Source organism: Bacillus sp. S10(2024) (assembly GCF_050473865.1).
Taxonomy (GTDB): Bacteria; Bacillota; Bacilli; order Bacillales; family Bacillaceae_G; genus Bacillus_A.
Map to the genome: position 1 here is coordinate 1,006,554 of NZ_JBFLUR010000002.1, position 25,542 is coordinate 1,032,095.

Sequence of the window (25,542 nt, forward strand, 5' to 3'; positions counted from 1 at the left end):
AAGCAAAAAAAAGGAGAGTAAACGTAGAAGTTTACTCTCTCTTATAGGATTAAGCAGATAATTTTTCTTGCGTTGTTTGCTTTTTGAACTTTTGTTTCCGTCCATGAAGAATATAGTAAATCAGTAATGTAAATGCAACGATAATGGAAGAAATAAAATACATATGATGATAACTTGAATGTGCTGCGATAATTCCTAGAACGAATGAACCAATACCAATCCCTGTATCGAAGAATGAGAAATAAGTGGCTGTCGCAGATCCGCGTCGATGATCTGGTGCAACACTAACTGCAATTGTTTGGAAGCTTGGAATTAGAGTTCCATATCCAAAGCCGATAAGTACGCCAGAAGCTAGTAACCAAAATGGAGTATGCGATTGGCTTAAAACGAACATTCCAATCATAAAGATAATAATTGATGGATAAATGAGAACATTCTCTCCGAACCGATCGAATATTTTTCCTGAAAATGGCCTGGAAATAACAACTACAATGGCATATACAACAAAGAAATAACTGGCAATATCTGCCATGCCGAGCTCTTTCGCATAAACGGGAATAAATGAAAGAATACCGCTATAAGCAAAGGAAAGTACACAACCTGTAAGGGCAATAGGAATTGTTGAAGGCTCAATTAAATCTTTCCATTGCATACGTTTCTTTTCGTTATTGCCTGATGTTTTTTCGTCAGGAATATTTACTAATAGTCCGCATAAAAAAGCAAGTATAGAAAATATAGAACAAAGGATAAATAAACCTGTAAACGAGAACTTGGAAATGATTGTTAAACCTAAAAAAGGACCGATAACCATCGGTAAGCTCATAAATACTCCATAATAACCAAGTGCTTCACCGCGCCTGTGGGGTGGTGCTACATCTGTTATGATTGTACCAGTAGCTGTTGTTGCCATTCCAAATCCGATGCCATGAAAGAAGCGAAGAGCAAGCAGTAAGAATAAGCTTTGTGCACCAAAGTACATGATTGTTGCAGCTAAAAATAACGAAAGGGAGATGAATAAAATCTTCTTCCTTCCTAAATCATCAAGCCATTTCCCTGTAAATGGTCGGCAGATTACAGAAGAAATAAGAAACACTGTAGCGACAAGACCCATTTCTTCAGGCTTTCCTTTTAATCCGTCAATAACATATACAGGTAAAGTGGTGATAAGCATATAAAATGTTAAAAAGAGAAATAGACTACTCAAACATGTTCCAATAAAGTCTTTCGTCCAAAGTCTTTGACTTTCCATAGTCATCCCTCCAATTTTTAATCAAGATTTTGAATTACTTTTTGTAGTACGTGAAAAGCAAGGCGTAGTTCTTCCTCGCTAATATCTTGTAATGTCTTTTTCTCAAATGAATCTACTTCTTCCTGCCAACTTGGTATCATTGCAATTGCTGTTTCTGATAAAGAAATGAGTTTCTCGCGTCGATCTGTTCCCTCAGTTCGAGTAATCCATTCCATTAATTCCATGCGTTTTAAAGTACGGGTCATTGTTGGAGATTCAACGTTTAAATAATGACACAATTCTGTTTGTGTACAAGGTCCAGTTTGATTTAGCCTGAAGATCACAGCCCACTGCGCACTGTATAAACCGGTTGGGGAAACACGCTCATTGAAGTGTTTAGAAAATTTCCGAGCGGTTTGGCTGACAGTGTGAAAAAAGTGTTGTTTTTCGTCCATAGTGTATTCCCTTTCTAATTAGTTACCTAGCTAACTATATCTATTTTTTTCTGAATTGTCTAGTAGTATATTGCTATGCTTATGTGAAAAATAAATTAATTTCAGATTGAGAACATACATTCTGCGTAATATGATTAAATTAGAATTTTCTGTTTTTTCGTTATTGATAATTTTAAAGGGGGAAGCGAATAATGAAACCGACCATTATGAAATCAGTAGCATTATCAAATGGAGAAACAATTGCTTATCAAGAAGCGGGAAGTGGAACAGAAATAATAGTGCTTATTCACGGGAATATGACATCTTCACAGCATTGGGATTTAGTTATCGAACAACTACAAAATTCTTATCATATTTATGCCCTTGATTTACGAGGTTTTGGCTTTTCGACTTATCATCATCCGATTGATTCATTGAATGATTTTACAGAAGATGTGAAGTTGTTTGTAGATGAACTGCAATTAAAGAATTTTTCATTAGTCGGGTGGTCAATGGGGGGAGGAGTTGCTATGCAGTTTGCAGCAGCTTATCCGATGAATGTAAATAAACTCATATTGGTAGAATCAGTAGGCATGAAAGGATATCCGATTTTTAAGAAGGATATAAATGGTCAACCCATTGTATATAACCTTTTAAAAACAAAAGAAGAAATAGCCGAAGATCCTGTTCAAATTGCACCTGTTGTTGAAGCTTTAAAACAAAAGGATAAGCAGTATTATCGCAATGTCTGGAATTTACTTATTTATACGCATCATCAACCTAGTTCGGATCGCTATGAGAAATATCTTAATGATATGTTGACGCAGCGCAATTTTGTTGATGTAAATTATGGACTTGTAACATTTAATATATCCGATGAACATAACGGAGTTGTACCTGGAAACGGGGATATGAATCGCATTCAAGTACCAACATTAGTTCTCCAAGGTGATCGTGATTATGTAGTACCAAAAGTAGTTGGTGAAGAGTTGGCAAAACATTTACCAAATGCAAAATTGGTCATGCTAGATGATTGTGGACATTCTCCATTTATTGATTGTTTAGATGTGTTTATCAATGAAGTAATTACATTTTTGAAAGAGTAGCTACATTGTTTCCTACTTGTAAATACGAAATGTATCCTGTAATAGAATGTTGTATATGCTTATTCAGAAATTATATTTTTAAACATTCTCTCAAGTGTATGGGAAGGCTGAAAGCTAGAAGTATGGACTTCTAGCTTTATTTTTGTGGAAATTAAGAGTATACGATTTATGGATAAAACATCTATAATAAAGGATGTGAGTTTATCGAGGGAGCGTAATAAAATGGGTAGAAAGTATACGTTTTGGATTATGGTTGGAATTGTTGCGATTTCCGGACTTTCACAAGGTATGTTGTTACCGGCAATTGCAATGATTTTTGAGAAAGAGGGAATTAGCTCAAGTTTTAATGGCATTCATGCAACGGCATTATATATTGGTATTCTTGTTATTTCACCTTGGCTTGAGAAACCGATGCAAAAATTTGGAATGAAACCGCTTATTGTAATTGGAGGATTTCTTGTTGTTGCAGCATTATTTGTATTTACGCAAACATTTTCTTTTTGGGTATGGTTTGTTCTTCGTTTTTTAGTTGGGGTAGGGGATCATATGCTACATGTTGGAACGCAAACTTGGATTACGACAACAGCAAGTCCGCACAAAGTAGGGAAACAAGTGTCTATATACGGAGCATTTTTTAGTATCGGCTTTGCGCTGGGGCCTTATTTAGCAAGTACAGTACAATACGGTATTGCAACACCATTTATTGTATCAACTGTCCTCTGTTTAATAGGATGGTTATTGTTGATTCCAACGCAAAACGCATTTCCTGACCAAGGAGAATTGAATCAAGAAAATGAATCATCTTTGCAGCGATATAAGCAAGTATGGATAATAGGGTGGATTGCGCTACTTGGACCCTTAGCATACGGAGTATTGGAAGGGATGCTTAATAGCAACTTACCAGTATATGCGATGAGGAAAGAGTGGTCCGTTGAACAAATTTCATTTTTATTGCCAGCATTTTCGATTGGTGGAATTGTTACGCAAATCCCACTTGGTATACTTAGTGATCGTCTTGGAAGAGAGCGTATTTTAACATGGGCGTTTAGCGTCAGTACAGTGATTTTTCTATTTGCAGCTATATTCGATAAATATTATTGGCTTGTATTTATATGTATGTTGCTTGCTGGTATGGTTATTGGATCATGTTTTTCACTTGGACTTGGTTATATGACAGATTTATTATCTAAACATTTATTACCAGCAGGAAATATTTTGTGCGGAATTGCTTTTAGTATCGGAAGCATTACTGGGCCTGTATTAGGTGGACTATTTATAGAGAAAATACAGTATACAAGCTTTTTCTTTGCCGTTATGATCATAATGGCAGTCATTTCAATTGTTTATGTGACATATATGAAAAGTCAAGCAATGATAAGGAAAGTAGAAAGTAGGTAAAACAATGACAAAGCAATTAAAAAAGAAAAAATTTGAAGTATTGCCAGATGAAACGATTACACAGTGCCTAGAAAGAATGGAAAAGGAGGGCTACGCACCGTCTCGTCGTATGGAAGAACCTATTTTTCATGAGGTGAAAAGAGATGGAAAAACGGTTGTAGAACCTTGTGGACGAAAAATAATTTTTGAAGGAAAGATAAAAACGGTATAAAGTTCAACGTTATATAAATACAAATTAAAAAATCGACATAAAAACCCTTTTTCTTTTTAGGTGGGTGAGAGCATCTAGCCATGCATAGAAGCGGTCAGGGACCTTTTTCTGCCACATGCAAGGTTTAAAACAGGGGGAGAAAGCGAGTACGGGTCATGTTGTATTCTGCATAGCAGCGACTTATATGTCTAAAAATTAAAATGGATATATAGATTGCGTGGATTTTTTATTGGAAAGTTGGCAAGTAACCGCTACTTTAAGATTCAAAGGAGATAAGTAGTAGGAGTTTTCCTTTCATGCGAAGAAGGTAATTTGTTTAAGAGAAAAAATAAATATAAAAATGGGAAAATTCAAGAATTCCATGCATATAATATAGCGAAAGGCCTTTCACCATTTTTCACCAAGGGGGCAATCATAATGAAATTTTTGTCTTACCTTACAGCAATTCTGGTGATTATTGGCGGTTTAAACTGGTTATTTGTTGCGTTAGATTTTAATCTGGTGGAAAAACTTTTTGGTTCTGTGCCAGCACTTGTTGATACTGTTTATTGGCTTATTGGTATTTCTGCATTATATCAAATTTATGACCGTTTTTTTGCAAGTAATTAGCAATTATACAATTATTATTCAAAGTGTTAAGCAGACGTGCTTAACACTTTTTTTGTGTCAATACGAAAGAGAAGTAAAGAACTTCATTAAAAAACACTTATGAGAACGGTTCCAATACTTCTTGGAATAAAATAGGGAAAACAATTTGACCGGGTATTTTATATGAGTTATAATTCAGAAAGTTTTAAAATTTATAAAAACGAAGTAGAAAGAGGGGAATATGATGCATCGAGTATACAATTTTTCAGCGGGGCCATCTATACTTCCTATTCCTGTTTTAGAGCAAGTACAAAAAGAATTACTGAACTATCAGGAAACAGGTATGTCGATAATGGAAATGAGTCATAGATCAACAGCTTTTCAGGAAATTATAGACGAAACGAAAAGTTTATTATGTGAGTTAATGAATATCCCTGAAAATTATGAAGTCCTTTTTATACAAGGAGGCGCATCTTTACAATTCTCCATGATTCCACTAAATTTAATGCACCGATATAAACAAGCGGCATATGTACATACAGGCTCCTGGTCAAAAAAAGCAATCGAAGAAGCAGAAAAAGTAGGAACGGTTTCGGTTGTTGCATCTTCTGAAAATGACCGATTTACATCCATTCCAGAATTCAATCGTACACTTCTTTCTCAAGAAATAGATTATATGCATATTACAACGAATAATACAATTGAAGGTACGCGTTATGTAAACATTCCTGAGACAGGAAAAATCCCACTCATTGCTGATATGTCTTCCAATATTTTATCTGAAGAGTATGATGTTACAAAGTTTGGACTCATTTATGCTGGAGCACAGAAAAATTTAGGACCTGCAGGATTAACGGTTGTCATCGTTCGTAAGGATTTAATTGGCGCTGCTAAATCTTCTTGTCCGACTATGTTAAACTATGAAACTTACAGTAAACATAATTCACTTTATAATACCCCGCCAGCTTTCAGTATTTATGTAACAAAACTAGTTTTGCAGTGGCTGAAAGTACAAGGAGGCGTACAGGAAATTGAAAAAAGAAATTACAAAAAAGCAGAAATTTTATACAATTTTTTAGATGGATCAAGCGTGTTCACTTCACCAGTACATACTACATATCGATCTTTAATGAATATTCCATTTACAACGTCTTCAAATGAAAGAAATGCATTGTTTATTCAAGAAGCGAAAAAGCATGGCCTTGAAGAATTAAAAGGGCATCGCTCAGTTGGCGGTATGCGTGCTAGTATTTATAACGCAATGCCAGTGGAAGGTGTACAATCACTTGTGAATTTCATGTATGCATTTGAAAAGAAGTTCAAATAAGGGGATGAAAAAATGTTTCATATTCAAACATTGAATCAAATTGCCGAAAAAGGAATTGCTACGTTTTCAAAAGAGAGATATAGAATAGGAGAAACTATTGAGAATCCTGATGGTATGTTATTACGAAGCTACTCATTGCATCATGAGGAGTTTTCAAGTGATTTAAAAGCAATTGCAAGAGCGGGGGCAGGTGTAAATAATATACCAGTAGAACGGTGTACAGAAAAAGGGATTGTTGTTTTTAATACACCTGGAGCTAATGCAAATGCTGTAAAAGAACTTGTACTTGCAAGTTTAATTATGTCATCTCGTAATGTTGTAGACGGTATTGTATGGACAAAAGGTCTGCAAGGTGAAGAAGTACCTCAACTTGTCGAGAAAGGGAAAAAGCAATATGTTGGTTCAGAAATCGCCTCGAAACGTCTTGGGATTATTGGACTAGGTGCAATTGGGGCCCTTGTTGCAAATGATGCTTTATCATTAGGAATGGACGTCGTTGGTTATGATCCATATGTTTCTGTTGAAACAGCTTGGCGATTATCAAGACAAGTGCAGCGAGCGTTTAGTTTAGAAGAAGTTTTTGCGACATGCGATTATATTACCTTACATGTTCCATTGGTTGAACAAACGCGAGGTTTTATAAATGAACATGCACTTCAAGTAATGAAAAAAGGAGTTCGCATTTTAAATTTTTCTCGCGGCGAGCTTATTGACGAAGATGCGTTGGAACGGGCGCTTCATACGGGGGCAGTGAATCATTATATAACAGACTTTCCAAACGAGCGTGTGCTGCAAATGAAAAATGTCATTGCAACGCCGCATCTTGGTGCATCTACATATGAATCAGAGGAAAATTGTGCGATTATGGCAGCACGGCAACTGCAAAGTTTTTTAGAAACGGGTAATATCCGCAATTCAGTAAATTATCCAGATGTAGACCTACCGTATATCGGCAAAAAACGAATTACAATTGCGCATCAAAATATTCCAAACATGGTTGGACAAATTACGGCATGCTTAGCGGAGCATCATATAAATATTGCAGATATGATTAATCGTAGTAAAGGCTCTTTTGCCTATACAATGATTGATATTGATAATGGGATAGATGATATTCTTAAAGAAGATATTGTGGGAAATATTAGAAACATTACAGGTGTCGTAGCAGTGCGAATGATTGTATAAAGTGGTAGGTGCTTCTAGAGTTTACTACCTATTAATGAGGATAAGGAGGAGATTTTGGTGGCAACAATTAAACCATTTCGGGCAGTTCGTCCTATACAAGAGCGAGCAAATGAAGTAGCTGCTCTTCCATATGATGTACTCAATAGTAAGGAAGCTAGAGAAACTGCAAAAGATAATCCATATTCGTTTTTGCATGTTGATAAGGCAGAAATTGACTTAGATTCATCTATTTCCCCATATGCTAATGCGGTGTATGAGAAAGCGAAGGGAAATTTACAATACTTAATTGAAGAGGGTGTGCTTATACAAGAAGAACGACCATGTTTTTACATTTATGAACTTACAATGAATGGTCGTTCTCAAACAGGACTTGTTGTTTGTACATCAATTGATGAATATATAAACGACACAATTAAGAAACATGAGCGGACAAGAGCTGAAAAAGAAAAAGATCGTATCCGTCATGTTGATGTGTGTAATGCTCATACAGGACCTATCTTTGTAACATATCGCGGGAACAATGAAATTGTAAATGTAATCGCGAATTGGAAAATAACGCATGGCCCTGTTTATGACTTTACAGCCGATGATGCAATTGGACATAAAGCGTGGATTATTCATGAAGAAAGAGTTATCGCTACATTAATCGAATTGTTTGAGGACATCCCTTCTTTATATATTGCTGACGGTCATCATCGCTCTGCATCGGCTGTGAAAGTGGGAATGATGCGCCGCGAAGCGCATGCAGACTATACAGGTGAAGAAGAGTTTAATTACTTTTTATCTGTACTTTTTCCGAAAGATGAATTAGAGATTTGGGATTATAATCGCATTGTAAAAGATATAAATGGGTTATCAGAAGTACAATTTTTACAAGCGATATCTCAAGCTTTTTATGTAGAAAAAGCAGAAGTAGCACCTTTTAAACCGACAGAGCGTCATACGTTTGGAATGTATTTGAATAAAGTATGGTATAAATTGACTGTAAAAGAAGATAGGGTTGATGAAAAGGATGTCGTAAATAGATTAGATGTATCAATTTTACAAGATCAATTATTACATACCATTTTACATATTGATGATCCGCGTACAAATGACAGAATTGATTTTGTTGGAGGAATACGAGGACTGAAAGCGTTAGAGAGAATGGTTGATGAGGAAGGATGGACCGTTGCTTTTTCAATGTATCCAACAACAATGGAAGATTTATTAGCTATTGCAGATGCAGGGGAAGTAATGCCGCCAAAATCAACATGGTTTGAACCAAAACTTCGCAGCGGTTTATTTATTCATTCGTTGGAATAGAAGAGGGAGCAAATTGCTTTCTCTTTTTTTCTTGCATATTATGTACCTATCTTATAATGTATAGTCGTACTGACTGAAGGAAAGGGTTTGATATATATGATACATATTTTGTTAGCTGATGATGATTTACATATAAGAGAGCTCCTTCGTTATCATCTTCAAAAAGAAGGGTATACAGTGTGGGAAGCAGAAGATGGAAAAGCAGCACAGTCTATATTAGAGAAAGAAACGATTCATTTAGCAATTGTTGACATCATGATGCCGCATGTAGATGGTTACACACTTTGTGAAGAAATTAGAAAATATTATGATATACCAGTTATTATGTTAACAGCAAAAGATCAGTTAGTAGATAAGGAGAAGGGCTTTTCCGTCGGGACAGATGATTATATTGTAAAGCCATTTGAACCTGCTGAAGTATTATTTCGAATGAAAGCATTATTACGCCGTTATCAAATGCTAAGTGCAGATGTCATTCAATTGCATGGAACGACAATCGATCGAAAAAGCTATGAAGTACGTTGCAAGGAACAAATCATTTTGTTGCCGTTAAAAGAATTTGAGTTGTTATCACAGCTTGCGAGTTACCCCGGACGGATTTTTTCTCGTGAAGAATTGATTGAACTTGTGTGGGGAGTGGATTTTGCAGGTGATGAACGCACTGTAGATGTCCATATTAAGCGATTGCGTGATCGTTTTTCGAAACGGACAGATGATTTTCAAATTAAGACGGTACGTGGTCTTGGATATAAATTGGAGTTGAAATAAAATGCGATCATTATATTCAAGATTTGTAATAATATCGATTGTCATTATGTTAGTTAGCAGTATGATTGGGTTTTTATTATCGAATGTGTATTATCATCTTTATTTGAAACCATATAACAGTGAAAAAATTTTAAAATACGCACAAGAAGTAAAACATTTATATGAGCAATCCGATGAACAAAATCGAGAAGAATATTTGAAATCTATTTCTAATCTCGGTTTTGAAATTTATGTAGTAGATGATCAAAAACAAGGAAAACGATATGGAAATGCATTTCGAAAAATTAATGTGAGTGACGAAACAATAGAGAGTGTATTAAAAGGTCATACATATAATGGTATTTCAACTTATCCGACACGGTTGTTTATAACAGGCTTTTTTGATAATGAACTTTTAAATAGTATTGGGATTCCAATCCAACATGATGATAAGCAGTATGCGCTCTTTATTCGTCCTGATATTCAGCAACAATTTGGTGAAATGCGTATTTTCTTTTCTGTATTATTATGTTTAATGGTTGGATTAAGTATTATTCTTATTGCAATTGCAGCTCGGTTTATTGTGCGTCCTATTCAGCTTTTTACAAATGCAACAAAAAAAATTGCAAACGGAGAGTATGAAGTAGCCCTGCCAGAATATCGAAAAGATGAAATTGGAACACTGGCTGTCAGTTTTCGTAAAATGGCAAAAAGCTTAAAGGATTTAGATCGGATGCGACAAGAGTTTGTTTCAAACGTTTCCCATGAATTTCAATCTCCACTTTCATCGATTCAAGGATTTTCGAAGACGTTACAAACAAATGAGATGAGTGAATCTGAGCGTAAGCGTTATTTGAAAATTATTGAATCAGAAAGTAGACGTATGTCTAGTTTGTGTAAACAATTATTAACGCTTGCATCTCTGGATAAAGAAGAGAGAGTTTTAGATAAGAAAACATTTGATGTTGGAAAACAAATAAGAGATGTTATTTTTATGTTAGAGTGGCAATGGCGTGAAAAAGATGTTGCAATTGAATTGGATGTTCCAGGTATACAAGTGTACGGTGATGAAAACTTACTCCATCAAGTGTGGACAAATTTACTGACGAATAGTATTAAATTCACAGAAAGTGGCGGTACCATTTCATTTTATGGAGAAGAGAAAGAATCGGAATTGTGTCTTACGATTTCTGACACAGGGATTGGTATGGGCGAAGATGAGATTGACAAGCTTTTTGATCGATTCTACAAAGTAGATGAGGCGCGAAATAGAACGATTGAAGGTAGTGGACTTGGGCTTTCAATTGTAAAAAAAATTATTGACCTTCATGAAGGAAGTATTACTGTCCAAAGTGTAAAAGGCGAAGGAACTACGTTTACAATTTATCTTCCGAAAATAACTAATAATGTTTAGGGTATATAAGTTAAAAACGACCTAAAAACCTCTTTACTTTTTAGATGGATGAGAGCATCTGACCTTGTATAGAAGCAGTCAGTTCTTTTTTACCACATGTAAGGGGAGAAAGTAAGTGCAGATTATATTTTATTTTGCATAGCAGCGACTTAGATGTTGAAAAATTTCATAGAAGGCTTGTACAAAAAGGATTGATAAAATGAAAAACCGTGGTGGAATTTTACTGCGGTTTTTTATGTTTTGTTTCAAAACATTGAATTTACTCTCCATTAGGAAGGATTTCACTTTCAGTCAAGCTTTAGATTTTATGGTATAGTGAGAAAGTATGTTTGCAGTAGAGGAAGGAGATCTAAACATGATTACATCTGCGCAAACTCCTTCATTAACAAAAACGATGAAAGAGTGGCATGAAGCGTTAACATATGAAATTAAACATTGGAAGACAGTTGGTGGAAGCAAATTATCCATTATAAATGGCCGGTTTTTATATACAGACTATGAAAGTAGCGTCTATGTATTTCAGCTTATTTCTGAAATAAGTTTACCAGACGGAACACCGATTCGAATTGAATTTGACGGTGAGGAAGCAACAGGGGAAGTACTATCTGTTCAAGGATTGGATATTGAGGTCAAACTTAATTGTTATATGCAGCAACATATACAGGAAGCAGTATTATATAGTGAGCCGTGGCAGCTGTTAGAACAGTTACAAGAACGTTTAAAAGAAGTAAGAAAAGATAAACAAAGACGTCAGCGCGTGAAACGGTTACTACAAGGAACGAATGAACCAAAACATATTGCGAAAATGAAAAAAGAGAAAAATGAACTTGCATACCGCGCTTTTTATAATGCAACAACGTACGTCTGGGGACCGCCAGGAACCGGGAAATCATACAATTTATCACGTATTATTGCAGCTCATTATCAAAGTGGAAAATCTGTTCTTGTATTAGCTCATAGTAATGCAGCAGTTGATGTATTAATGAGTGAAGTAACAAAACAAATTGAGAAAAAAGAAAAGTGGGTACCAGGAGATGTGATTCGGTATGGTTTTAGTCAAAATGACCAAATTCGTAATCATGAAACGTTACTAACTACGCGATTAGTGGAATCAACAAATGAAGAATGGGAAGAAGAGAGGCTCTATTTAGAAGAATTAAGACAAGAATTAAGACAAAAAATTCTTTCTTTTAAAGCGACTTCTGCTGAAAAAAGAAAAATGCAGGAAATAGAGGGCGATCTTCGCAAGCAAAAAGCAAAAGTGAAAGAAGTTGAAAAAGAGTATATTGAAAATGCAAAAGTCATTGGGGCAACATTATCGAAATGTGCAATCGATTCACTTGTTTACGAAAGAACATTTGATCTTGTAGTTGTCGATGAAGTAAGTATGGCATATGTTCCGCAACTTGCATTAGCAGCTTCTTTAGGAAAGCGTATTGTTGTGTGCGGAGACTTTCTACAATTACCACCAATTGCTTTATCAAATCATGAACTTGTAAATAAGTGGTTAAAAGAAGATATGTTTTATCATGCGGGTATAGTGGAAGCCGTAAATGCCCGTAAAAAGCATCCGAATTTATATATGCTGCAAGAGCAGCGGCGTATGCATCCGCATATTTCAAGTTTTACGAACGAATTTATTTATAAAAACGAAGTGTTCGATCATCCTTCTGTTATAGAGCGAGATAAAATAGCGACTTTACAGCCCTTCATGAAAGAAGCAGCGGTTTTACTAGATACAAGTAATATGGGCGCTTATTCATTAAAAGACGTAGCATCAAGCTCACGTTATAATATTTTTTCTGGATTAATAGCGATGCAGCTTATGCTAATTGGCTTAATGGATGAAATACCGTCAATTGGTATTGTAACACCATACCGTGCTCAGTCGCGCTTTTTATCAACGTGCATAAGGGAATTTCTTCAAAAAACAAAGTTCAAAAATGCACCGGTACTAGCGGCAACTGTTCATAAATTTCAAGGATCTGAGCGTGATATGATTTTGTTCGATACAGTTGATAGCTATCCGCAAGAACGACCGGGTGTGCTCTTCTTTGATCAAAAAAACCACCGTCTCGTTAACGTTGCAGTTACGAGGGCGAGAGGGAAATTTATTCAACTATCAGATTGTCAATATATGAGGAAAAATCTTTCGCGAAAACAAGCTTTATCTCATTTAACGTCTCATATACAAAGGCAAGGAGATGTGTATGATCGTACAACATTGAGGACGATTTTAGAGCGGAAGATTACGAAAAGATTACGGTGGTTTGTACAAACAAGCAAAGAAGAGACGAAAGTATTATTAAAAGATATGATCTCAGCGAAAAAGAAAATCATTGTATCTATTCCTAATTCAAGTCGTATAGATAAAAGAGTATGGCAAGCATTAGCACGTGCAGAAGCGTCGGTAATGATCTATACAGAAGGTCAAGTTCCGATAAAAAACGTACAAGTGTATCGTCAAAATAAAGTGATGCCATTTGTTATTATCGATGACGATATCATGTGGGTAGGTGCCCCATTAACATCTCAGATGATCTTTGATGGTAGTCCAGAATTTCCGTATATAACAGCAAGACTACAGGCTCCGCAAACAATTGGAGTACTAAAAGGGTTTTTAGATATAAAAATATAGAGTTTTTTTCAAAATGGATTTATATGGTATGGGAAATAAATCAAAAATAACCTCAGACAAAAGTGTCTGAGGTTATTTTGATTAAACATAGGTTGTAAAGGAATTATTTCGAATTTGTCGAATAAATGTTATGAGGTGAAAGAAATGGAATTGTTAACAGAAATAGATGAAAGTTGTAAAGAAGAAATACGATGTTGTTTATATAGGGAAGAGATGTTTCAAACATTAGCAATTCAAGGTTTGGAAAATGAACAACTTGGAGAATGGTATGTGGAGAAGGATGACAATGAAATAACTAGCATTTTGTATATAAAAGATGAAGGTAATACATATTTTACTACGTTTTGGATAAAAGACAAAACCAAACTTTTAGTTATCGCAAAACAGATCGAGTGTTTGAAAAGAAATTCTATACTTCTTGCTGGGAAGAGTGAATATGTAGAAAGTATTTTTAAGTATTTAGGGATAAAGGAGGAGATTAGTAGGGATACTCATTATGTATATGGTCAGAAATGTACGAAAGATAAAGATGTTCCAATAGTTAGAAAAGCTATTCATAATGAATATGATATATCGTTCATTCATAAATTTTTCATTCACTTTTTTCAGCCGAGTAATGAAGAACAGTTGCAGCGTTTGATCAATAAAGAAAAAATAAGCAATGATATTGAGAAAGGGATTTTTTTTGTGATGCATGACAATGTGCCAATCGGAATGGGGAGATATGGAAGTTATACAAAGAATTACATTGAATTCACAACATTTTATGTTGAAGAAAAATTTCGTGGGCAAAAATATGGAAAAATATTATTGTCTCATATGATTTTAGATTGCTTGAATTGTGGTAAAATCCCTATTTTACAAACATCTTCTAATAATATATCAGCTAGAAGTTTATACGAAAAACTCGGGTTTACAGCAGTAACAGACTATAGTTTCACATTTATCCCATATTAACGGGCAGTAAGATCCCCCACCTCAAAAATGAGAGAATCAAAGAAGAGAGGTGGGAATTGTGAATTAAGAACGAGACCAATTCTTCCTTATTTCCTCTACTACAACCTCTGGATTATCACAATGTAGCATGTGAGTTGTATTAGGAATGCATTTTACTGTTCCTCTTGTTTTCTGCTCAAAAATGTTTGCTGTCTTATCTCGATATTCATCCATGCTGCTCGGTAATGTAGCTCTTAGTAATATGATATTGGATGGCAAGTTTTCATAAATATCTGCTGTTTCGTGTTTATGCATAGCTTTAATAATATTTCCAGCTGTTATGCCTCTTGCGTGCCAATATATTTTATTGTTCTGTTCTAATCCAAAATCTTTTACTGACATTTCTATGAGCGGAGACCACCTTGTATATACTTTTTTTCACGATTGAAGAAATCTTTCCAATTATCAAACACATATTCTTCAAAATCTTTTTCATAGTACGCTACTTCTTCTTCCATAGTTTGGTTCTTAAGTCTTTTCGTTTGATAGCCACCATCAATGAGAATGGAACCTTTTACTCTTTCTGGATATTCCGCTAAATAAAATAATGATGCAAAACTTCCCCAAGAATGTGATAAAAAATAAAATTGACCAATCTCAAGATGATCAAATAAGTCGTTTAGCCACGTTGCCAAACGAGGCATTTCGTATTCTTCAGCTTGTTCAAATGGAGAAGTTTTACCGTGTCCAGGCGCATCAATTGCAATCAACCTATACTCCTCTTTAAGTTGCTCAGCAACTTCGATAAAGCTAAGACTCGTGCTGCCTAATCCGTGTAAACAAAAGATTACAGGGTTATTTTCATTGCCTCATTCTGTAATATGTACATCTGTTTTCCCGTTGTTGATAAAATAGCGTTTCAAAATATATTCCCCCTAAGTATTTTTAGTCTGATATTTTGAAGATTTATACAATTGATATTATTATATAATAGAGATGGAAAGAAAAGGGGACTGTTTTATGGAATTTATATATAATCGAGCAAAATTGCAGTTATTATCTATAAATGATGTTAGGCCATTGTATGCTATTATTGAAAAGCACCCCGACATTTGGGCATATTTAATAGCGAAAATGGATTGCATGGAAGATATGGAAAGATTAGTTGAAGAATCATTAGAAAAGTATAAAAGGGGAGTTGATCTTCCGTTTATTGTGATTGATCAAACAAAAAATGAAATTGTGGGAACGACGCGGCTATACAACATGTCAATGGATTGCAAAACAGCAGAGCTTGGACATACCTGGTACAGTCCAAGCGTTCAACGTACAAGTGTAAATACAGAGTGCAAATATATGATGCTTCGCTACGCATTTGAGGAGCTAGGAATGTTGCGTGTACAAATTAAAACAGATGCTCGCAATGAAAAGTCACAGCGGGCAATTGAAAGGCTAGGAGCAGTTAAAGAAGGTGTAATGCGAAATGAACGTAAACTTCTAAATGGATATGTGAGGGATGCGGTTGTTTATAGTATTATTTCGGAAGATTGGCCAAGTGTAAAAGAGCAATTAGAAAATAAATTAATGTGTTATAAGTAGAGGGGGATTAAGTTGCCGTATATAGAAACAGAACATTTAAAAATGATTTCTTTCACTTTAGAGTTAGTAGAGGCTACAATAAAAGGAAATGAGGAACTTTCGAAAGTAATTCCTTATAAAATTTCGGATCAGTGGCCAATGCCTGATTATGCGGAAATTTTACCGTGGAAAGCAGAGCGACTACAGGAAAATCCGGAAAGTAGTAGGTGGAGTGGTCTTATTATTCATAAAAAAGATAATACAATTATTGGCGACATGGGCTGTAAAGGTGGTCCAGATGTGAATGGGATTGTGGAAATTGGATATAGTATTGTCCCAGATTACCAAGGAAATGGATATGCTACAGAAATGGTAAAAGGTCTTGTGAAGTGGTTATTAGATCAGCAAAATGTAACGACGATTAAAGCGGAATGTTTAACAAATAATACTGCTTCTGCGAGGGTATTGGAAAAATCTGGTTTTTATTGTGTGTTACAGGAAGAATATATGAAATATTGGATTTTGAAATAACAGTTTGAGAGAAATGTCTCCTAGCATGCTAGGGGGCATTTTTTCTTACAAAATGATTACGTATTTTATATACTTTTGATTCATGATTCCATTCTGCAGAAAAATTCGCTACAATATAGAAGTTGAGAGTTTGAGAGAAATATAAGTTGTTATTGTAAATAGACCACTCATGTCAGTGTGAAATATAAAAGTCTCTTTTTATAGCAACCTCTTTTTTAGAACTGTTATATAAGAAAACTACCTTCTTTCAGATGAATGTAAATGATAAATTGACCGATTATTCGATGAAACGAATTTTTTATAAAGTATGTATGAGTTACGGGGGCTATAAGTTTATGAAGAAAAAAAGAAGTATAAAAATAAGGGTGGTGCAGGCACTCTTATTCGTACTTGGTTCCATTATTGTATTTGTTAGTTATGCGGCGTATGATATTTGGAATTATTGTTCTAAGACAGATCGAGTTGATACAGATGTGGCAGTTGTGTTAGGTGCTGCTTCTTGGAATGGGAAACCATCACCAGTACTTCGCGAGAGAATAAATCATGCTATTTCTCTTTATCAAAATGGAAATGTTAAAAAAATTATTTTTACAGGTGGTACGAAATTTGAAGCGGAATTAGAAGAAGCGCGTACATCAAAAATATATGCACTAAAGCATGGTGTGAGAGATGAGGATATTTTAATTGAAACAGAGTCGCGTTTTACAGAAGAGAATTTAAAAAATGCTCTGCAGATTGGAAAAGAAAATGGCATACAAACGTATACAGTTGTAAGCGATCCACTTCACATGAAACGAGCAATGCAAATTGCTAAGCATCTCGGTATGGATGCCTATTCTTCACCAACACCAACGTCTGCGTACCGCAGCCTAGATACAGAGTTACCGTTCTTTTTTAAAGAGTTATGCTCTTATATTGGTTATGTTGCATCCTTACCTGTTCGGTTTATAAAGGGTGATGAATAAAGGAGATTTCCTAATGTTTTAGGAAATCTTTTTTTGTTCAAAACATTGTTTTTATATCGGAATAGTGTAACAATTGAGGTGTGGATTAATATGTTTAAGGAAAAGAATGTGTAAAGTGAAAGATCAATGAACGAAATATTTAGTGTGTTATAACGAAAGAGAACTGAATGCATATAATTTTAGGATGACGTGGAAAGGGTTGATGAAATGGATTTTGTAAGAACGAAAGAGCAACAAGAGCGGCTTAGTAAATTACAACCATATATCACTCTATTTTCAAAGAGAGAACAGCAGTTAGATAAATTGTATTCATTTCCTTTTGAAAATGTAGTAGATTTAAAAGGAATTGGATATACATCATGGACAGTCCCAAAGGACGAAGGTGGGATAGGCATATCTTTATATGATTTTTTACTATTTCAAGAATACATTGCACAGGGCGATGGTGCAACGGCACTATGTATGGGATGGCATCTTGGGATTATGCATGAACTATCAGAAAATCGTTCATGGGATAAAAAAATGTTTTCTTGGCTTTGTAAGGCGGTGAAGAACGGGGCACTTATAAACCGTGCTGCAACGGAAAGAAATACGGGAAGTCCGACAAGAGGAGGAAGGCTAGAGACAATTGCAGTACGAAAAGGAGATAAGTGGATTATTTCAGGACAAAAAACATTTACAACAATGGCACCGGTATTAGATTATTTCCTTGTTTCCGCATCTATAGAAGGAACAGAAAAAGTAGGAGAATTTCTTGTTCCGTGTCGTACAGAGGGCGTTTCAATTGAGGAAACGTGGGATAGTGTAGCTATGCGCGGTACAGCAAGTCATGATTTAATTTTAGAACAAGTAGTAGTTCCGTATAAATATTTTGTTGAGAAAATCTCTCCGCGTAGTATAGAAAAGAGAAGAGGATGGCTTCTGCACATTCCGGCTTGTTATCTCGGAATTGCCCAATCAGCGCGGCAGTATGCTTTGCAATTTGCTGTAACGTATCAACCAAATAGTTTGAAAGGGCCGATTGCGACGGTGCCAAATGTACAAAGATTAATAGGAGAAATAGAATTAGAGATGATACAAGCTCGTTCTTTTTTATATAGTGTTGCAAAGCGCTATGAAGAAGAAAGTAAACAGTGTATGCAAGCCGAGATGGCAGCGGTAAAATATACGGTGACAAATGCAGCGATTTCTATTGTAGATAAGGCGATGCGTATCGTCGGAGCAAGGAGTCTATCTGAAAAAAATCCATTACACCGTTATTATTTACATGTACGCGCTGGCCTTCATAATCCTCCAATGGATGATATGACAATTTCACTATTAGCTCAGCGCGCTTTGCAAGATTTTGGTGTTGAAAAATAGGTACTACTTTCCTTTTTCGTATATAATAAAATGGACAATGTACAAAAAGGAGTTAACGAATGCTAGAAGTCATCGCAACATGTTTAGAAGATGCCAAACGGATTGAGCGTGGCGGTGGGAAACGGCTAGAATTAATTACAGCTTTTACAGAAGGTGGTCTTACACCAAGCTACGCGTTAATAAAAAACGTGATAGCTGCTGTTTCTATTCCGGTGCATGTAATGATTCGTCCGCATGCTAAGTCTTTTGTATATTCTAATGAAGAAATAGAATTAATGAAAGAAGATATTCGAGTGGCAAAAGAGCTTGGTGCAGCTGGTGTTGTATTAGGTGTTTTAAATGAAAAGAATGAAATTGATGAAGAAAAGTTGGCAAAATTATTAGCAGTAGCTGAAGAAATGAATGTGACGTTTCACCGCGCAATTGATGAAATGGCGGATTTAATAGCGGCCGTCAAAATATTGCGGAGGTCGAAGAAAGTCACACATATTTTAACATCTGGCGGACAAGGAAAAATAGAAGATAACATTTCGGTCTTGCGCCAAATGCACGAAGCAAGTGAAGGGCAAATAGAAATGATTGTTGGTAGTGGTGTCACGAAAGAAAATGTACAACGATTACTGCATGAAACAGGGATTACAGAAGCCCACGTAGGTACTGCGGTGAGAGAAGGGAAATCGTGCTTTGGTGAAGTTGTAGTTCAAAATGTACAAGAAATCGCAAAAATGACTAGTTGTTAAAGGAGATAGTGGATAGATGAAAAAGAGTGAGATTATGTCATGGGTTAAAAGTATTGCTTTCGCTTTAATTATTGCATTTGTTTGTCGAGCATTTTTATTTACACCATCGCTTGTACAAGGGGAATCTATGATGCCAACGCTGGAAAACAATGAGCGGATGGTTGTAAATAAAATTGGCTATAGCGTACAAGGGTTAGATCGTTTTGAAATTATCGTCTTCCATGGGAATGAAGGGCATGATTTAGTGAAACGAGTAATTGGGTTACCGGGAGACACAATCGAATATAAACATGATGTTTTATATGTAAATGGTAAAGCAGTAGCTGAACCATATTTAGATGAATATAAAAAGCAAATATCAGGTGAGGTGTTAACTCCTGATTTCACATTAGAAGGAATAACTGGACAAAAAACTGTTCCAAAAGGTTCTGTATTTGTACTAGGAGATAATCGTCAAGTATCTAAAGATAGCCGAGCATTTGGAGTTGTTTCTGAAAAACAAATTGTTGGGAAAGGTTCAGTAGTATTTTGGCCACTGCAGCATGCTAGAGCGTTATAATCGTGTTTGGAAGGAATCAAAACTCATTTGGAGTTTTGATTCCTTCTTTTATTTTTTAGGAAAATGTGCAATCAATATTTATGGAGTAGACGGGATACCTTATTAAGGGGAAATTTCCAAGTTATTGCGAATGCCTGTTATAATGAAAAAAGAATGATACATAGAGGTGAATGTTGTGCAGCATTATGGAGAAGTGCGTTCTATTATTAAAAGTGCTAAGAAAATTACAGTGTTAACTGGAGCGGGTGCAAGTACAGAGAGTGGAATTCCAGACTTTCGTTCAGCAAATGGTTTGTATGCAGATGCAAATGTAGAAATGTATTTATCAAGGGGATATTATAATCGAAACCCGAAAGGATTTTGGAAACATTATAAAGCAATTTTTCAAATTGATACATTCCATCAATATAAACCAAATGAAGGACATACGTTTCTTGCGCAGTTAGAGCAGATGGGAAAAGATATTGTAGTGTTAACACAAAATATTGATGGTCTCCATCAATTAAGCGGGAGTACGCATGTCATTGATTTACATGGTACGCTTCAATCTGCTCATTGTCCAAAGTGCCTTGTACAATACAACTTACAATATATGATTGAACATGAAGTGCCGCGCTGTGAAAAGTGTAATTTCATTTTGAACCCAAATGTTGTGTTATATGGAGATACATTACCGCAATTTCAAAAGGCAGTTGAAAGGTTATACGAAACGGATGCATTGCTTGTGATGGGAACGTCATTGAAAGTACAGCCTGTAGCATCCTTTCCGCAAATAGCAAAACGAGAAATAGGGGCAACAACAATACTTGTTAATAACGAACAAACAGGACAAGAACAATATTTTGATTATGTATTTCATGAAACAATTGGAGAATTTGTGAAGGGAATTATCTCAGATCAAGAAAGTCCAGAGTAAATACACTGAAGCCTAAATTGTATTATATTTGTTAGAATTACGTTAAAATTCCATCATAGTTACTAAAAAAGAGAGTTGTTGCAAAGGGGAGAGTAATTTGGGGGAGAACGAAAGAAAATTGTTAGAAATAATTGAAAATAACAGCGTAGGAAGTCGGTTTATTTTAGGGATAGATGGTTTAAGCCGTTCTGGCAAAACAACACTAGTGGAAAAGCTTATTCAAAATATGAAAGAAAAGAAGATATCGTTTCATGTCTTTCATATTGATGATTATATTGCTCAGCGTGAAAAACGTTACAATACAGGGAATGAGGAATGGTATGAGTATTATAAATTACAATGGGATACGGATTGGTTAAGTCGTAATTTTTTCAGTAAATTAAAATCAGCTAACCATCTTATTCTTCCTGTATATGATGATGAATCCGATACACATAATCGGCAGGAAGTTCAATTTTCTAATGCTTCAGTTATTATAGTAGAAGGTGTTTTTCTTCAGCGTAAAGAGTGGAGAAGCTTCTATGATTATGTCGTATATCTAGATTATCCGAGAAGTAAGAGGTTTCTTCGTGAAAGTGAGGATACACAAAAGAACATTACAAAGTTTGAGAAAAGATATTGGAAAGCTGAAGAATTTTATGTTAGTACGGAAGCTCCTGTCCAAAATGCTGACTTAGTTCTAAAAGGATAAGATAAGACAAACAACGCATTGTGTTTCTCAATGCGTTGTTTAAAAAGTATTATTTTTTCAGTGATAAACCATAAACAATTGTTTCACTCGGTGTTGTGATTTTAAAACCTGTATTGTAGTCAAGCGTCATTGTATTTCCAATGTAATCTTTTGTAAAATCGTCCATTTGAATTACGAGTTGTTCATCTTGAAATACAACATCATTTTCATTGTATTTATCAATGATTAAATCAATGTTTACATAGACAGTACAAGTGTTTCCGATACTTCCTTTTATTCTAACAATGATTTTATCTTCGTTTTGTTGCAATTTTTCTTTTGCTTTATTTGTAACACGGATATTCATATAATCACGTCCTTTTCTTAAACTCTTATTCTATTATGGCAAAAAAACAATAAAACGGCTACGTGTATAAATCCATTTTGGTTTTTCAACATATTAGTCAATGATATGCCTAACAAAAGATGACTGCTACTTGCTTTCTCGTTTTGTTTTAACTTTGTATATAGAGTTGCACAAGAAGACCTATCAACGAAAGTTGATAGGTCTTAATTGTTAAAGCTCGCATTTATCTAATGGGATAACTTTTGTTTTCTTTGTAAATTTATAGCCTAACCAAAGTATTAAGAAAAGAGGTAAGCCAATATACGAAACGAGTACACCGTTCCAATCAATAGATTTTCCCATAAATGCACCGTAGTTTTGACCAAGGATAACGATTAAGCATAATGCAAATGCAAAGATAGGACCGAATGGGAACCATTTTGCTTTATAAGGTAAGTCATTTAAGTCTTTTCCTTGTGCAATGTATGCTTTGCGGAAACGATAGTGACTAATTGCAATTCCGATCCAAGCGATGAAACCGGACATACCAGATGCATTTAATAGCCATACATATACAACACCATCACCGAATAAAGAAGCTAAGAAAGCAGCACATCCAACTAATGATGTTGCAATCAATGCATTTACTGGTACGCCGCGACTATTTAATTTTCCTAAAAATTTAGGTGCTTTACCTTGGTTTGCTAAATCCCAAAGCATACGTGCTGATGCATACATGCCGGAGTTACCAGCTGATAAAACAGCTGTTAAAATAACGGCGTTCATTACTGATGCCGCAAAGGCAATCCCGGCTTTTTCAAATACAAGTGTAAATGGACTTACTGTTATATCACTTGCTGCAAGGTTTTCGTTTGTATAAGGGATTAATAAACCGATTACGAGAATCGCAAAAATATAGAACAATAGAATTCGCCAAAAGATGCTGCGAATTGCTTTTGGGATGTTGCGTTGTGGATCTTCAGTTTCGCCAGCCGCAACTCCTAATAATTCTGTTCCTTGGAATGAGAATCCAGCTGCCATGAATACACCGATGATTGCCATGAAGCCGCCGTTAAACGGTGCATCTGCAACTGTAAAGTTTTTAAAACCAACAGGTTCTCCGCCCATAATACCGAAAATCATAAGAAACCCGACAATTAAAAAGGCAATAACAGTTACAACTTTGATAAGTGCAAACCAATATTCTGCTTCTCCAAATCCTTTAACAGATAAATAATTTAATAAGAACATAATAGCTAAACAAATGCCGCTCCAAAGCAAGGAAGGCGTATTAGGAAACCAAAACTTCATAATTAATGTAACTGCAGAGAGTTCAGCAGCAATGGTAATAGCCCAGTTATACCAGTAATTCCAACCTAGTGCGAATCCAAGTGATGGATCAACAAACCTTGTTGCATAGGTGCTAAATGATCCTGCTACAGGCATGTAGGATGCTAATTCTGCTAAGCTTGTCATTAAAAAATATACCATAATACCAATTGCAGCATAGGCGACAAGAGCGCCACCAGGACCAGCTGTGTGGACAACGCCACCGCTCGCTAGAAATAAACCTGTTCCAATTGTACCACCAAGTGAAATCATTGTAAGATGGCGAGATTTCAATCCGCGTCGTAGTTCGTTAGTTGTTTGTGCAGATTGATTTGTAGTTGTAGAGGTAACGTTAGTAGTTGCGCCGTTCATGTTCAACACTCCTTTTCTTGTAAGATAGGAAGGAGCGGGGGGAATTAAAAAAACCGCCAAAGGACTTTAGCGGAGCAATTCAAAAATAACCACCCCATCATACCTTCCGTTAAGATAGCGCCCCACGTTTACACGGTAATTTTGTAAACGTGACAGTTCTGTTCCTATTCGAAAACAGCCCCAGCATATACTCCCAGAGAAGAAGTATAAACTTCGGCAGCTTTTCCTTTTATCTAGAGTTATTGACATTCTCTGTGTCTCGTCTAGATTACTAATAAAAGCCGCAACCTCTACCTCATCGGATTGATGAGGATTTTTCTATTACTATGATTTTTAATATATGGCAATTGTAATGATTTTCTGAAAATAGTGCAAGGATTTTTTTATAGAAATAAATGGTTATTTTGGAAAAGCGCTTTCGAAATTCATCCCGGTCCTAAAAGAGTATGTATTAAGTGACTCTCTGATAAAAAAGGTTATACAATAGTTTCGTATCGTGTTTCAAAAAAACCTTTAAATTAATAGAAAATTCAGAAAAAATTTTTCGACAAATCTATTTAAAATGATTATCTTAATTTCAAGAAGTATCGTGTTAAACCTAAATTATCTTTTAGTCCTCCAATTACTTTTTTCAATATGATAAGCATGAATTATCTAGTTTTCAGAAAATTTAAATTGAAAAGAACAATTGAAAAGTAATACACTAAAAGGATAAAAATAAGGGTGGTGAGGAGATGTTACAGTTTGATCATCTTGTTCATGTCGTTCCATGCTCTCCAGCTGAGGTAATCAATCAAATGAAAATACACGGATTTCATGTAGTCCAAGGAGGAGAACATCCGAACTGGGGGACACATAATAGTTTATGTTATTTTGATTTAGCGTATATTGAGTTTTTGGCGGTGCAAAATCAAGAAATTGCAAACCAATCGGAAAATCCACTTATTCAACAAGTTGTTCAAAAGTTGCATAAAGGAGAAGGGATGCTTCAAATTGCGCTACGCACAGAACATATGGAAGTGCTTGCTGAGAGATTGATAGAACAGGGATTTCACATAAATGGTCCATTGGAAGGGAAACGGATGAGGGATGACGGCACACTCTTGAAATGGAAAATGCTGTTTATTGAACAAGAAGAAGAAGGTCCTAGATTTCCATTTTTCATTGAGTGGAGTGAATCGAATGAAAAAAGAAGGGATGATTTACAGAAAAAAGGAGTAATATCGCTTCATAACAATCAAATAATAGAAATGAAATCAGTGTTCTACGCTGTTACAAATGTAAATGAAATAAGCAAGCGCTGGAAAGATTTACTGCAAATTGAAATGAGTCCACTGAAAATAAATAAGAACTGGAATGCAATAACTCAAAGTTTTTCTCTAGGAAAAATAACAATTCAATTTTGCGAACCTATAGGGAATGGAATCGTCCAAAATCAATTAACGAAAAACGGAGAGGTACCATTTGCGATAGAATTTGAAGGAAATGAAGAAAATATGAGAGTAAGTCATATATGGAATGGTATGTACATCTTTTAGCTGGTATTAAGGTAATGAAGATTACCTAGAGTACAGATACATACTGTATTTCTAGGTAATTTGTTTGCTTTCTGTTTAGAGATAATAAAGTTGTTTAATCTCGGAATGCGAATGTTTAC

24 protein-coding genes, 1 pseudogene and 1 riboswitch are annotated in these 25,542 nt (G+C 35.3%); of the genes and pseudogenes, 20 read left to right on the forward strand and 5 right to left on the reverse strand.

What is annotated here, in order from left to right:
• Nucleotides 1-49: 49 nt before the first annotated feature.
• Together AB1280_RS05245 and AB1280_RS05250 are read right to left on the reverse strand one after the other, a co-directional pair.
• The gene (locus tag AB1280_RS05245; protein ID WP_429755100.1) at nucleotides 50-1,249 is read right to left on the reverse strand and encodes an MFS transporter; all 1,200 of its coding nucleotides are present in this window, start codon (nucleotides 1,247-1,249) and stop codon (nucleotides 50-52) included.
• A 17-nt stretch (nucleotides 1,250-1,266) separates the two neighbouring features.
• Entirely contained in the window at nucleotides 1,267-1,683 is a 417-nt protein-coding gene (locus AB1280_RS05250) for a MarR family winged helix-turn-helix transcriptional regulator (protein ID WP_429755101.1), read from the reverse strand.
• A 188-nt stretch (nucleotides 1,684-1,871) separates the two neighbouring features.
• Here AB1280_RS05250 and phaZ point away from each other — a divergent pair, with 188 nt between their 5' ends.
• From phaZ to AB1280_RS05305, 11 genes are all read left to right on the forward strand, one after another.
• The gene (phaZ, locus tag AB1280_RS05255; protein ID WP_429757281.1) at nucleotides 1,872-2,768 is read left to right on the forward strand and encodes an intracellular short-chain-length polyhydroxyalkanoate depolymerase; all 897 of its coding nucleotides are present in this window, start codon (nucleotides 1,872-1,874) and stop codon (nucleotides 2,766-2,768) included.
• 222 nt (nucleotides 2,769-2,990) lie between these two features.
• Nucleotides 2,991-4,166, forward strand: a complete 1,176-nt coding sequence (locus AB1280_RS05260; protein WP_429755102.1) for an MFS transporter — start codon at nucleotides 2,991-2,993, stop codon at nucleotides 4,164-4,166.
• A 4-nt stretch (nucleotides 4,167-4,170) separates the two neighbouring features.
• Entirely contained in the window at nucleotides 4,171-4,377 is a 207-nt protein-coding gene (locus AB1280_RS05265; RefSeq protein WP_429755103.1) for an NETI motif-containing protein, read from the forward strand.
• Nucleotides 4,378-4,794: 417 nt separating this feature from the next.
• Nucleotides 4,795-4,986 (forward strand): DUF378 domain-containing protein, encoded by a 192-nt coding sequence (locus AB1280_RS05270; RefSeq protein WP_272187566.1) that lies wholly within the window; start codon nucleotides 4,795-4,797, stop codon nucleotides 4,984-4,986.
• 223 nt (nucleotides 4,987-5,209) lie between these two features.
• A complete protein-coding gene (serC, locus tag AB1280_RS05275; RefSeq protein ID WP_429757282.1) occupies nucleotides 5,210-6,292 on the forward strand; it encodes a 3-phosphoserine/phosphohydroxythreonine transaminase in 1,083 nt (360 codons plus the stop codon).
• Between the two features lie 12 nt (nucleotides 6,293-6,304).
• Nucleotides 6,305-7,477: a 3-phosphoglycerate dehydrogenase family protein gene (locus AB1280_RS05280; RefSeq protein WP_429755104.1), complete on the forward strand. Its 1,173-nt coding sequence runs from the start codon at nucleotides 6,305-6,307 to the stop codon at nucleotides 7,475-7,477.
• Between the two features lie 57 nt (nucleotides 7,478-7,534).
• A complete protein-coding gene (locus tag AB1280_RS05285) occupies nucleotides 7,535-8,782 on the forward strand; it encodes a DUF1015 domain-containing protein (protein WP_429755105.1) in 1,248 nt (415 codons plus the stop codon).
• Nucleotides 8,783-8,872: 90 nt separating this feature from the next.
• A complete protein-coding gene (locus tag AB1280_RS05290) occupies nucleotides 8,873-9,550 on the forward strand; it encodes a response regulator transcription factor (protein ID WP_429757283.1) in 678 nt (225 codons plus the stop codon).
• Between the two features lies 1 nt (nucleotide 9,551).
• Complete coding sequence (locus tag AB1280_RS05295; RefSeq protein WP_429755106.1) at nucleotides 9,552-10,943, forward strand: sensor histidine kinase; 1,392 nt, start codon at nucleotides 9,552-9,554, stop codon at nucleotides 10,941-10,943.
• A gap of 325 nt (nucleotides 10,944-11,268) precedes the next feature.
• Entirely contained in the window at nucleotides 11,269-13,581 is a 2,313-nt protein-coding gene (locus tag AB1280_RS05300) for an AAA domain-containing protein (RefSeq protein WP_429755107.1), read from the forward strand.
• A gap of 144 nt (nucleotides 13,582-13,725) precedes the next feature.
• Complete coding sequence (locus AB1280_RS05305; RefSeq protein ID WP_429755108.1) at nucleotides 13,726-14,538, forward strand: GNAT family N-acetyltransferase; 813 nt, start codon at nucleotides 13,726-13,728, stop codon at nucleotides 14,536-14,538.
• A 63-nt stretch (nucleotides 14,539-14,601) separates the two neighbouring features.
• Here AB1280_RS05305 and AB1280_RS05310 read toward each other — a convergent pair.
• Nucleotides 14,602-15,440, reverse strand: a pseudogene (locus tag AB1280_RS05310) (alpha/beta hydrolase).
• A 97-nt stretch (nucleotides 15,441-15,537) separates the two neighbouring features.
• Here AB1280_RS05310 and AB1280_RS05315 point away from each other — a divergent pair.
• The 8 genes from AB1280_RS05315 to AB1280_RS05350 all read left to right on the forward strand — a co-directional run bounded on the left by AB1280_RS05315 (nucleotide 15,538) and on the right by AB1280_RS05350 (nucleotide 21,859).
• Nucleotides 15,538-16,116, forward strand: a complete 579-nt coding sequence (locus AB1280_RS05315; protein WP_429755109.1) for a GNAT family N-acetyltransferase — start codon at nucleotides 15,538-15,540, stop codon at nucleotides 16,114-16,116.
• A 12-nt stretch (nucleotides 16,117-16,128) separates the two neighbouring features.
• Nucleotides 16,129-16,626, forward strand: coding sequence for a GNAT family N-acetyltransferase (locus AB1280_RS05320; RefSeq protein ID WP_429755110.1), 498 nt, complete (start codon nucleotides 16,129-16,131; stop codon nucleotides 16,624-16,626).
• A 335-nt stretch (nucleotides 16,627-16,961) separates the two neighbouring features.
• On the forward strand, nucleotides 16,962-17,591 hold the full coding sequence (locus AB1280_RS05325) for a YdcF family protein (RefSeq protein WP_272187575.1): 630 nt from the start codon (nucleotides 16,962-16,964) through the stop codon (nucleotides 17,589-17,591).
• Between the two features lie 207 nt (nucleotides 17,592-17,798).
• The gene (locus tag AB1280_RS05330) at nucleotides 17,799-18,953 is read left to right on the forward strand and encodes an acyl-CoA dehydrogenase family protein (RefSeq protein WP_429755111.1); all 1,155 of its coding nucleotides are present in this window, start codon (nucleotides 17,799-17,801) and stop codon (nucleotides 18,951-18,953) included.
• A gap of 59 nt (nucleotides 18,954-19,012) precedes the next feature.
• Complete coding sequence (locus tag AB1280_RS05335) at nucleotides 19,013-19,693, forward strand: copper homeostasis protein CutC (protein WP_429755112.1); 681 nt, start codon at nucleotides 19,013-19,015, stop codon at nucleotides 19,691-19,693.
• 16 nt (nucleotides 19,694-19,709) lie between these two features.
• Nucleotides 19,710-20,252, forward strand: coding sequence for a signal peptidase I (lepB, locus tag AB1280_RS05340; protein ID WP_429755113.1), 543 nt, complete (start codon nucleotides 19,710-19,712; stop codon nucleotides 20,250-20,252).
• Nucleotides 20,253-20,427: 175 nt separating this feature from the next.
• Complete coding sequence (locus AB1280_RS05345) at nucleotides 20,428-21,168, forward strand: NAD-dependent protein deacylase (protein WP_429755114.1); 741 nt, start codon at nucleotides 20,428-20,430, stop codon at nucleotides 21,166-21,168.
• A 97-nt stretch (nucleotides 21,169-21,265) separates the two neighbouring features.
• Nucleotides 21,266-21,859: a kinase gene (locus AB1280_RS05350; protein WP_429755115.1), complete on the forward strand. Its 594-nt coding sequence runs from the start codon at nucleotides 21,266-21,268 to the stop codon at nucleotides 21,857-21,859.
• 49 nt (nucleotides 21,860-21,908) lie between these two features.
• Here AB1280_RS05350 and AB1280_RS05355 read toward each other — a convergent pair whose 3' ends face one another.
• Nucleotides 21,909-22,205 (reverse strand): iron-sulfur cluster biosynthesis family protein, encoded by a 297-nt coding sequence (locus AB1280_RS05355; protein ID WP_429755116.1) that lies wholly within the window; start codon nucleotides 22,203-22,205, stop codon nucleotides 21,909-21,911.
• Between the two features lie 210 nt (nucleotides 22,206-22,415).
• Entirely contained in the window at nucleotides 22,416-23,885 is a 1,470-nt protein-coding gene (locus AB1280_RS05360; protein ID WP_429755117.1) for an amino acid permease, read from the reverse strand.
• A 107-nt stretch (nucleotides 23,886-23,992) separates the two neighbouring features.
• A riboswitch (Lysine riboswitch) is annotated at nucleotides 23,993-24,186 on the reverse strand.
• A 433-nt stretch (nucleotides 24,187-24,619) separates the two neighbouring features.
• On the opposite strand from AB1280_RS05360, the gene AB1280_RS05365 reads away from it, so the two are divergent.
• The gene (locus tag AB1280_RS05365) at nucleotides 24,620-25,423 is read left to right on the forward strand and encodes a VOC family protein (protein ID WP_429755118.1); all 804 of its coding nucleotides are present in this window, start codon (nucleotides 24,620-24,622) and stop codon (nucleotides 25,421-25,423) included.
• Nucleotides 25,424-25,542: the final 119 nt, after the last annotated feature.